Genomic DNA, 11821 nt, shown 5'->3' on the forward strand with positions numbered 1-11821 from the left:
ACATGAAAATAAATAACAGTTCCAAGGTTGCCTTGAATATTTTTCATCAGGCAAGAAGGTAAATTAACTTGTTATTTATTTGATTGTGCCTAAGCTAAAAGTATATTAAAAAAATAATAGTTGGGGTAATTATTTATGAGAGATGAAGTATTAAGTTTTTTATCACAAAAAGATAATCTTTACCTAGGAAGTGATAAAGAAATAGAAATAAAAGAGACTGGACTATTTCTGGAAGATGACTTGCATTTGTATTATATGGAAGAAATAGCAATTGAGCAAAAAGCATCTAGAAAGGAAGCTATAGAAAATATTTTAAGCTCAATAAAAATATGTGGTATAAATTTTATATATTTAATAATAGGTCATACTGATGCTGTTCACTTTTATTTTGGAATAGCAAGAGATTTCTATTATGATAAAGAAACGGAGTTAGAATTAGAGGAAATAGGGGATTCTATATTGAAGCCAAGCATAGAGAAAAGCCTAATTGGCAGTAAAGTTTCAAAATTAATATCAGATGAAAAGCAGAAGTTATTTGAAACTATTAATGGAATGGAATGTTTTAGCGTGTTAGAAGGAGTTCAAGGGTTAAATGACGAATCAGATAAATATATGGATAAATTAGTTAACATTATGAATGGCGATGAATATGGCATTTTGACAATTTCAACGCCTTTAGATATTAAGGATATATGGAATATTGAAAATAACTTAATGAATTTATATACATCGTTCTCGTCTCTTGCTATAAGTGATGTGCAAGAATCTGTATCTAAGTCATCTACTACTAGTATTGCAACTTCGGCAGGAGAGTCATTTACAAATGTAGTCAGTAATTCATTATATCTTGAGAGTTCTCGAAGTGAACAAAAGGGAAGCGATACATCTGCCAATGTATCAGAAACAAATGATAGATCAGAAACAATTCAAAGGAACAATGAAAATAATTCGGGAAATAGAAGTATTGCTACATCAAATAGTAATCAAGAAGGTACAACTATAGGAGAGAGCTTTAATAAAAGTACTACAAGAACTGTTACAATAAATCCTGGAGTTTCTACAGGAAACACAACAGATTCATCCGTAACAGAGGTACGTGACACAACAGATGGAACCTCAACAAGTACAAATATTGTAACTACAAATAAGGAAGTTCAAGAGTGGATGACATACATGGATGAAATTCTTTTTCCACGATTAGATTATGGAAAAGGAAAAGGAATGTTTAATACCTCAACGCTTTTGTTTACTGATAAGAAAGCTACATTAATTAAATTAGAGAATCTAAGTAAGTTGCTTTTAGGAGGGAAAACTGGAAATAAGATACCAATAAGAGCTTTTGATTTAAATAAAGATAATGCTAAAATAGATGCATATAAGAAATTTCAATTACCTCATGGTAATTTTCCAGAAGGAAAAGGTATAAATAATCCATTGGCTAGAAGTGCAATTTCACAATATTTAGATGATCAAGGAACTTTGGTATTCGGAAATCTGGTTTCTACCAAGGAGCTGAGTTCAATTATTACATTTCCACAGAATGAAATTAAAGGATTAAACGTTATTAAACCGCGTCAATTTGTTATTAATATACCTGATAATATTAAACAGGAAGAAATTAATTACTTAAAAAAAATACTAGAGAGATTATTTGGAAAAGGTGATGTAAATTAAAGATGTCTTAGGTATAGTTTAAAAAAGTGTGAAATGCCAGTAAATGTAGAAATATAACTAAAAAGTTATTATAATATAAAGCAAAGACAGTATTTTGAGTATCAATAATGAACTAATATAGAATTATAAAAAACATTAGGAGAAAAGAATTATGCTAAAGTTTATTTTACTAATACTATTACAAGGTATTTCGGGAGGAATATCAGGATATATAACAAATAAATACGCTGTAAACATGCTTTTTAAGGAATATACACCTTTAAAGCTAGGTGGAGTAGTAAAAAAGAAAAGAGAAAAATTTATAGAAGAAATTAGTGACTTACTTGAAAGAGATATAATAAATTCTAAAACTTTAAAAGCTGAAATTTCAAATAAGAATTTGAATGTCTACATTAATCAGATTTCTGAATTCTTTTTGGAAAAAGGATTAAATGATAATATTGGAGATATGAAAGTACAGGAAGTTTTTGATTTTTCTAATAGTGCTATTAGAAGCGAAGGATTTATAAGAAAAAATTTACATGGAGTTTTGCCAGAATTTTTAGGTAACATTTTTACTAAAATGAACTTAGAGGATTTATTAAATGAAGAACAAATTTCTCAAATAGTAACTTCAACATATGAGTTATTAGTAAATGAAGTTGAAAAAAGCAGTACACTTAAAGAGTTTATTTCTGATTTGTATGAAGAAAATTCTAACAAGAAGCTTTCAGAAATTTTTTCAGAAGAATTACAAGGAAAATTGATTAACAATGTATCTAAAAACATTATAGAGATAGTTAATGAGAATATTTTAAAAGATGAACAATCCTGTCAAATATTCTTTGATAAAATACTTGAAGCTATAAACGTAAATTCAACTGTTATAAAATTGCAAGAAAGAATTAATGATTATACCCTTAATAAATTTATTTCAGATTCTGAAGAAGAAGAGATTAACCTTAATCTATATAATAAAATGAATGATCTTATTAATTCTCCTAAGGGCAGGGAATTAATATTAAATTTTATAAATGAGCTTTATTTGATTGGAAAAGATATTGATTTTACAATTTATGAACTTCTTCCAGCTGAAATAGAAACTCATTTGACAGTATTCATAAAGACAATTATTCCTAAAATTATGCCATATATATCAGAATGGATTTCACGTAATAAAGAATCTTTTGATGAAATGATTGAAGAAGCCATTGATGAAGCTATTGACGGTATGGATGAAAATATTAAGAAGCTTGTAATTTCAAAAGTTAGAAGTGCACTTATGGGAGATATTTCATCTGAAAATGATATTGTGAATAAAATCATTAATTATTTTAATAATAGTTTAGATGATGATTCTTATAATAAATTAACCAATACAATAATAAATTATTTAAAAAATAAAAAGATAAAAGATATTGTGAAGTTACTTGAGAAGCAGGATTTTATAAGTTATGAAAAAGCAGTAGATTTTATTATTAAACAGTTTAATCTTCATGGAAAAAATATTATAGGAGCTATAGTTAAATCACAGCTCTCAAAGAGTATAGATAAATTTATTGAACTTGATTTAGTAAGTTTATTTAACACTAAATTAAAACCGGCACTATATAGGAGTATTTTTAGAAATAAAGATAAATTAAGTGAGAAGATTAATACTGCAATTAGTGATTTTATAAATATAAAAGGTCATGAATTATTTAATAAGAATTTGTTACAATTACTTCCAGAAAATAAAGTTTCTAAGTTGTCTAATAAATTTGTAAGTCTAGCTGGTAATGTATTAAATAGAGATAGCGTTATATATAAGGAAAAGCTAAAGAACTTTATAGTTTCAAAAGTAAAAAATATAAATTTAGTTTCAACATTAGAAAAGTATGAAGTGGATATTTCAGACTTTATTGTGGATAATTTCATGGTAAGCTATGAGGAAACTGTGGATAAAAATAAGAAACGTGAAGTCAGAGAAGTAATCAATACATATTTTAATAAGGAGCAGTTATCAGATATTCTAATAAATGAAGGATATCCTACATTAATTTCTAAGCTTCCAGATTTATTGGATGGCAATATTAAAAAATTCGCAAAAGATAATCTAAATAAATATGATGAAGATGAGATTTGCGACATAGTTCAGGAGTTTATGGGAAATCAGCTTAAGCCTCTTTCTGTTTTTGGAGGTATCCTTGGAACAGTGGTAGGAATAGCATATCAGCTAATTTTTCCTGATTCTATTGGGTGGTATGGGTTCCCAGGAAGCCTTCTTAATTTAATAATGTCACTTGCAATCATGGCAGGCATTGGTTACATAACAAATGTAATAGCATTGTGGATGATTTTTCATCCATATAAAGAAAATAAAATTGTTTCAAAAATACCGTTTTTTAAGAAATTTGCTTTAGGGTATATTCCAGCCCATAAAAACCAGTTTGCAGTTGGAATGGCTAAATTAATTGATGAAGAATTGTTAAATAAAGAGGAAATTAATAAAAGTTTTAATAAGCATAAAGATACTACTACATCAGCGTTAATGGCCATAGTAACGAATAATAATTATCAAGTTTTAGTTAACTTTGTTAGAAATAAGAAACGAGATATAGGACGATATATTTATACAAGGATTTTAAAATATTGTGATAATAAATCAAGTTTAGCTAAAAAAATAGCAGATAAAATAAAAGAAACTAAGTTTGATAAATTTATTAAAAATAATCATGTTTTAAGTATTATGCCAAAGTTAATAGATAGCCTTAATGAAGCTGAAAATTACTTGGTTGATTTGGCACAGAAAAAACTTTCTTCAGATAATCATGTTAATGATATTTTACCAAGAGAAATATTTGAAACAAAACAATATGCTGAGATTCAAATTGAAAAGATTCTCAAAGAAAAAATTAATAGTGCCAAGGAAACAGATTTAATAAATACAATTATTAGCGCCTATAGAAATGACTATGATTTACAAATAAAAAAATCATGTGAAGATATTTTGGGAAAAGCCTCTATTAATAAGGCCAAGGGGAATTTTGAAATTAAGCTTTACTCATATATTACTAATGATTTAAAAACAGATGCAGGCAATAAAATAAAACAGTTTTTAAATGATGGGTTATATGAGAATAATGATATTGGATCAATGTTTAATGGAAAAGTTAAAGAAATTATTGATGTAAACCTAGAGATATTAGCTGATAAAATTACGGATAGAGCTATTTTATATTTACAAAGCAATAAAGAGCAGCTTGCCTTTACCGTACAAGAGACAATTAAAGATAATCTTAATTTTTTTGAGAAGATAGCTTATGGAGCTTTTGGTGGAGATGACATAGCATATAAGGTTGTAGAAATCATATTGTATAAGAAACTGCCAATATTTGTGAAAAGCGAAGGAGATAAGATCATTAATATCTGGAGGATGGTATTAGATAAAAATATTTATCCAATGAAAGTAAGCGAATTAAAGATTAAGGCTGATAAAATCAATACAGTAATGCTGATTGATAATATATTTGAAAAGTTTAATAAAGAAACTGCTTTAAGAGAAAATATTAATAAGTTTAGTACTTTTGTTTTAGAACATGTCTTTTCAACTCCGCTTATAGAATATCTTAAATTATGTAACGTACATAGCTTAGATTTAGTTTATGAAAAGTTTTATAATGAATTTAATATAATAAAAGAAGATGTTTATAGTAGCTTAAGTAAAAATGCAGAGGCTATATCTAAAATAACAGGAGAGTTTTTAGAAGAAAAATTAATAGAACCATTTTTCAATATATCGAGTTTACAAGTTTTTGATGGAATTACAGATGAAAATGTCAAAGAGGTTGTACATAAGGCTTTAAATTTAATTAGTTCTAGTGAAATGTCTAAAAAACATTTAGCTGTGTTTGGAGAAGAGCTTTATGATAGCACAATATCTAAGATGCAGATAAAGCAAATTATTGATTGCGATATTTTAGATAGAGATATTGAGAAAGTTGTTAAGAATATTTTTGAAGATGAAGCATTTAATAAAACTAATATTAACTTAATAGAAAAAGTAGTACAAAATGCAATTGATGATAATTTAGATTTTGTCACAGATGATTTGAAAAATTATATAGTAGGCCAAATAATACAAATAGGATTAAGTTCTGCTAGTGAATATATTGTTCCTATATTACAGGAAATAAACTTAAAGAACCTAAGTAATAAACAAATTGAAGCACTTGATCCTAAAGAAATTGATATGTTATTTAACTCATTTGCAGGAGACTTTTTTAGTAAGTTACGTCTTTATGGAATATTTGGTTTTGTATTTGGTATTAATGTAGGTTTATCAATTATTCTATTAGGACTTGATATTAGATATAGTAAGGTATCTCCCAAAAAAGACGTAACACATTATAGATAAATAAATCGAAAATTAGAGTTATTACCTGTGATTTTTAGATTATTTGCACAAAATTATGAGTTATAAAAAATATAAGCTCTAAGTTATAGACCTAGTTTATATGTTGTATATGTAGAATTCATTAGGAATAAGGTTGTTTTCAATAAGAATTAATTGTGTTAGAATAGGGATAGCAAAAGAGAAGTATAGCAATAATAGTTTATACTTCTTTTATTTATGCGGAAGTAGACTTAATGTTTTTTTATTTAATTGACAAAACTATAATTATGAGTTTTAAACACTTAAGAGAATTACACATTGATATGTGTTTTAAGGAGGAAATATATTAATGAATAAAATTTCGGATGATATCTTATTTAAGGTTGAAAAACCAAGTAGATATACTGGTGGAGAATTAAATCAAGTAATTAAGAATCCAGCAGAAGTGAATATAAGATTTGCATTTTGTTTCCCAGATGTTTATGAAGTTGGAATGTCCCATTTAGGAAGTAGAATTCTTTATCATACTATAAATCAAAGAAGTGATACATATTGTGAAAGGACATTTGCACCATGGCCTGATATGGAAGAGCAAATGAGAAAAAATAATATTCCTTTATTTGCTCTGGAAACTAAAGATTCTTTAAAAGAATTTGATATTTTAGGTTTTACTCTTCAATATGAAATGAGTTATACAAATATATTGAATATGCTAGATTTATCTGGAATAACTGTAAGGGCATCGGAAAGAGGAGAGGATGAACCTATAGTTATGGCAGGAGGTCCTTGTGCATATAATCCAGAACCTTTATATGATATAGTAGATTTCTTTGAAATTGGTGAAGGCGAAGAAATGATGAATGATGTCTTAGATGTTTACAATAAGTATAAAGATAAATGGAATAAGAAAGAATTCTTAAGGGAAATATCTAAGATTCAAGGAATATATGTGCCTTCATTATATGAGGTTATATATAATGAAGATAATACAATAAAAGAATTTAAACCCAAATATGATGATGTGCCAAAGATGGTTACAAAGCGAATTATAAATAATTATACTAAGGTTGATTTTCCAACAGATATAATTGTTCCATATACAGAAATTGTCCATGATAGAATAGTTTTAGAAGTATTTAGAGGATGTACTAATGGCTGTAGATTCTGTCAGGCAGGTATGATTTATAGACCTGTTAGGGAAAAGACAAAAGAAGATTTAAAAGAATTAGCAAGAAAATTAGTTAAAAGCACTGGTTACGAAGAAATCTCTCTTTCATCCTTAAGTACCTGTGATTATTCTGATATAAGAGGCCTAATAACAGATTTAGTTCATGAACATGAAGAGGATAGAGTTGGTATAGCGCTCCCATCAATAAGAGTAGATGCATTTTCAGTTGATTTACTTAAAGATATTCAAAAGGTAAGAAAGACTGGACTTACTTTTGCGCCTGAAGCAGGCTCTCAAAGAATGAGAGACATAATAAATAAGGGGCTTACTGAGGAGAAAATATTAGATGCAGCAACAAGTGCGTTTGAAGCAGGCTGGAAGACTTTAAAACTTTATTTTATGGTTGGGCTTCCATATGAGGAATTAGAAGACTGCATGGGAATTGGAGAGTTAGCAGAAAAAATAGTATATAGATACAAGCAAGTACCTAATAAGATAAATAATAACAAAGGTCTTAGACTTACGGTAAGTACTTCAATACTTATACCAAAGCCATTTACACCATTCCAATGGGCTCCAATGGCTAAGTTTGAAGATGTTACTGAAAAGATTAAAGCAGTTAAATCTTCGATTAAGTCTAAGTGTATAGTATACAACTATCATGAACAAAAAACATCTGTAATGGAATCTGTCTTTGCAAGAGGAGACAGAAGATTATGTGATGTATTAATAAAAGCTTTTGAAAAAGGGGCTAAGTTTGATGGATGGGATCAATACTTTAATTTCAATATATGGATGGAAGCTATGAAAGAATGCAGTTTAACCCCAGATTTCTATGCGTATAGAGAAAGAAGCTATGATGAAGTATTGCCTTGGGATTTTATTGATATTGGAGTAAATAGAAAGTACTTAGAGATAGAAAATGAAAAGGCTAAGAAAGCAGAATTAACACAAAACTGCAGAGTCGGATGTACTGGCTGTGGTGTTAATGTGAACTTTAAAGATGGGGAGTGTTTTGAAGGTGCGATACTTAACTAAATTTACTAAAGAAGAAAATATAAAATTTATATCTCATTTAGATGTTCTTAAAACTATTCAAAAAAATATTAGAAGAGCGGGACTTCCTGTAGAATTTTCACAAGGCTTTAATCCACATATGAACACTTCAATAGCTCAGCCTTTATCGGTTGGAGTATATTCAAGTGGGGAATATATGGATATGGTGCTCACAACTGAGGTAGATGAAAAAGAAATTGTGGATAAATTAAATGAAACTGCTCCAAGTGGAATAAAATATATAAGTGCTACAGCAATTCCTTACAAAGAAGGAGAAAAGAAAGTGCCACAAGCTATGGCATTAATTGATGCAGCTAGATATACAATAAAGATTAAGTATTCTGATGTGTCTAAACTTGAAGAAGAAATTAATAAGCTTTTAGAAGCAAAGGAATGGAATGCTATAAAGAAAAGTAAAAAAGGTGAAAGAGAAGTTAACATAAGAACTTTTGTAAAAGAGTTTAGCTTTTGGATTAAAGATGAATATTTAGTACTCAATGTGGTAATAAGTACAGGAAGCAGAGAACATTTAAGTGCAGATTTACTTGTTCAATATATTCAGGAAAAAACATCAAATGCCATTTTAGATTCTTTTGTTAATGTAAAGCGCGAAGAAATGTATTTTTATAAAAACGATAAACTTATTCCACTTAGTAAAGTTAGGAGTTAAGAATTATAAGTACTGAGAAGTGGGTGTTATAAGAATGAAAGAGATTTTTATTGAGAGAAGAGAAAAAGTTTTAAGGATAGCTGTTAAATCAAATAATGAATTGATAGAAAGCATTGTAGAAGAAAATAACAATAAGCCTGTAATAGGAGAAATTTATAAAGGAAGAATTAAAAATATTCTTCCAGCCATAAATTCAATATTTATTGATTTAGGTTTAGATAAAGAAGGATACATGTATTACAGCGAGGAGCTAAAAGAAAAAGGCATAAAAAAAGGACAGGAGATATTGGTAGAAGTAATAAAAGAACCTATTAATGATAAGGGGGCTAAGTTATCTTCTAAAGTTTCAATTCCTGGGAAATATGTTGTCTTAAATTGTTATGAAACCGGAATAGAATTTTCTAAAAGAATAGAAGAGGAAGAAAAGAAGAAAGAAATTCGGGATAACATAAGTTCTTTAGAAGATGCAGGAATTACTATAAGGACAGAAGGTGCAAATGTAACCTTAGAAGTTCTTAAAAATGAAATAAATAAACTTTACGAAGAATTTAAAGACTTAGATAAAAAAATGAAGCACTCAATAGGAGAAAAAAAGCTTTATGGTGAAGATTTAAGCTTATTTAAGCTTCTAATGAATTTTAATGAAGAAGAAATAATAAAAATTTATGTGAATGATGATATGGATCTTGAAAAAATACTTCATTTTATAAAAGGACAGGAAAATTTTAAGGTTGAAAAGTATGATGGGTATAGAAGTCTCTTTGATTTTTATAATTTAGAAAGAGAATTATTAAAATTAAGACATAATAAAGTCAATTTGCCTTGTGGAGGATATATTGTCATAGATAAAACTGAAGCAATGTACGTTATTGATGTTAACAGTGGAAAGAATGTAAAAGAAAAAAGTTTTAATAAGACTATTCTAGAGACTAACTTAGAGGCTGCGAAAGAAATAGGAAAACAGATAAGGCTTAGGAATTTAAGTGGAATAATAGTAATAGATTTTATTGATATGAGAGATAAAGGTCAAAAGGAAATTGTGATGGATTCACTTAAGGAAAGTTTAAGATCAGATAAAGGTAATGTAAAGATATTCCCATTTACTCAACTGGATCTTGTTCAAATTGCAAGGAAGAGACAAGGAAAGAGTGTATATGAGTATATGGAAGAAAACTGCGACTTGTGTAAAGGAAGAGGAATGATTTTAAAACTATCTTATATTGAAGGTCTTATTAAAAATGAAATAATAAGAATGAAGGAAGAAAACTCGATAAACAGCTTCCATATACAATTAGATAATATTTATAAAGACAGAATTAAAGAAAATTTATTTGATTTCGTGAAAGAAATAGATGGTTTGGATAAAGAAATATATTTGACTTATGTAGATAATATAGAAGGGTATAAAATTGAACCATTGCTATTTCAAGGCCAAAAAGATAATTTGAAGGACTACTTAATTCAGTTAACAGTTCACAATTAACAGTTTACAGTCGAGGAAGAAAAGCTTGTGGCCTTTAAAAAGAATTTTTGCATAAGTATGAAATTAAAAAAAACTTTACAACATGAGAAATTTGTGGTAGACTGAAATTCGTAAACCGCGCACGTAAGGTTTTATAGAAAACAAAGTTAAATCTTTGTACCAAAAGTGGCGAGACCGTTATGAGGAGGTGTTTTAATGTACGCAGTATTAGCAACAGGTGGAAAGCAATACAGAGTTCAAGAAGGAGACGTAATATACGTTGAAAAACTTAGCGCTGATGTTGACTCAACAGTTGAATTAAACGAAGTTTTAGCTGTAGGAACTGATGCAGGTATCAAAGTTGGTACTCCAGTAGTTGAAGGAGCTAAAGTTGTAGCTAAGGTTGCAGCACAAGGTAAGGCAAAGAAGGTTATAGTTTTCAAATATAAGTCTAAAAAAGACTATAGAAGAAAGAACGGACACAGACAACCTTACACTAAGTTAGTAATCGAAAAGATCGAAGCATAATAAAATTATGATTAAAGTAAAAGTTAAACAACATAAAGATGTTATAGTTGGTTTCGTAATAAATGGTCATGCAATGAGTGGCGACAGAGACTTTTCAAATGATTCTGCACTTATTGGAGAAGCATTTGATATGATATGTAATTCAGTTTCTGTATTATCTCAAAGTGTAATCATTGGTTTGGATGAAGTTTTAAAGCTTAATTCAACTTATGAGATGAAAGACGGATACTTAAAATTAGACCTTCAGGATTTTAATCAGGAAGAACTAAACCAGGCTCAGGTTTTACTTAAAACCTTTGAAAAAAGCGTGGAAAGTGTAATTTTAGGCTTTGATGCATTAGTAGGGCAAAAGAAACGTAAAGAATATATAACTTTTATAAAAGAGGAGGTGTAGTCACATGCTAATTATGAACCTTCAATTATTCGCTCACAAAAAGGGAGTTGGTAGTTCTAAGAATGGTAGAGACTCTGAATCTAAGAGATTAGGAGCTAAATCTGCTGATGGAGAATTTGTTCTTGCTGGAAACATTCTTTATAGACAAAGAGGAACTAAAATTCACCCAGGTGAAAATGTTGGAAGAGGTAAAGATGATACTTTATTCGCTAAAGTTGATGGAATTGTTAAATTCGAAAGACTTGGTAGAGATAAGAAGAAAGCAAGTGTTTACCCAGTAGACGTTGAAGCAATAGCTGAATAATATTCTAGAAAAAAAGCACTCTTACATTAAGAGTGCTTTTTTAGGGCATATGAAAGAAAATAACAAGTCACAATATGCCAAGTATATTTTTCATCAGACAAGGAAGTAGATTGCTCTCATAGTCAGTCTATTAGAGCAATCTATTGATAAGCAGTGAACCAAAAGTGAGAGTCCAAATCTTGCATTTGGTGTCTCGAACTTTCACACAGTG

Annotated in this window: 8 protein-coding genes; all 8 read left to right on the forward strand. The window is 28.6% G+C overall.

The window, feature by feature from the left end; translation table 11 throughout:
• Positions 1-135: 135 nt before the first annotated feature.
• The gene (locus CLOBL_RS25155; protein ID WP_077861513.1) at positions 136-1674 is read left to right on the forward strand and encodes a hypothetical protein; all 1539 of its coding nucleotides are present in this window, start codon (positions 136-138) and stop codon (positions 1672-1674) included.
• Between the two features lie 151 nt (positions 1675-1825).
• Positions 1826-6049, forward strand: coding sequence for a DUF445 family protein (locus tag CLOBL_RS25160; protein ID WP_077861514.1), 4224 nt, complete (start codon positions 1826-1828; stop codon positions 6047-6049).
• Between the two features lie 328 nt (positions 6050-6377).
• Positions 6378-8234: a TIGR03960 family B12-binding radical SAM protein gene (locus CLOBL_RS25165; protein ID WP_077861515.1), complete on the forward strand. Its 1857-nt coding sequence runs from the start codon at positions 6378-6380 to the stop codon at positions 8232-8234.
• Entirely contained in the window at positions 8218-8922 is a 705-nt protein-coding gene (locus CLOBL_RS25170; protein WP_009172647.1) for a TIGR03936 family radical SAM-associated protein, read from the forward strand. Before CLOBL_RS25165 ends, CLOBL_RS25170 begins: the two co-directional genes overlap by 17 nt.
• 34 nt (positions 8923-8956) lie before the next feature.
• Positions 8957-10405, forward strand: coding sequence for an Rne/Rng family ribonuclease (locus CLOBL_RS25175; protein ID WP_077861516.1), 1449 nt, complete (start codon positions 8957-8959; stop codon positions 10403-10405).
• A gap of 195 nt (positions 10406-10600) precedes the next feature.
• Positions 10601-10912: a 50S ribosomal protein L21 gene (gene rplU / locus CLOBL_RS25180; protein WP_009172645.1), complete on the forward strand. Its 312-nt coding sequence runs from the start codon at positions 10601-10603 to the stop codon at positions 10910-10912.
• Between the two features lie 7 nt (positions 10913-10919).
• Positions 10920-11306, forward strand: a complete 387-nt coding sequence (locus tag CLOBL_RS25185; protein ID WP_077861517.1) for a ribosomal-processing cysteine protease Prp — start codon at positions 10920-10922, stop codon at positions 11304-11306.
• A 4-nt stretch (positions 11307-11310) separates the two neighbouring features.
• Complete coding sequence (gene rpmA, locus CLOBL_RS25190; protein WP_009172643.1) at positions 11311-11610, forward strand: 50S ribosomal protein L27; 300 nt, start codon at positions 11311-11313, stop codon at positions 11608-11610.
• Positions 11611-11821: the final 211 nt, after the last annotated feature.

Source organism: Clostridium sp. BL-8 (assembly GCF_002006495.1).
Classification (GTDB): Bacteria; Bacillota; Clostridia; order Clostridiales; family Clostridiaceae; genus Clostridium.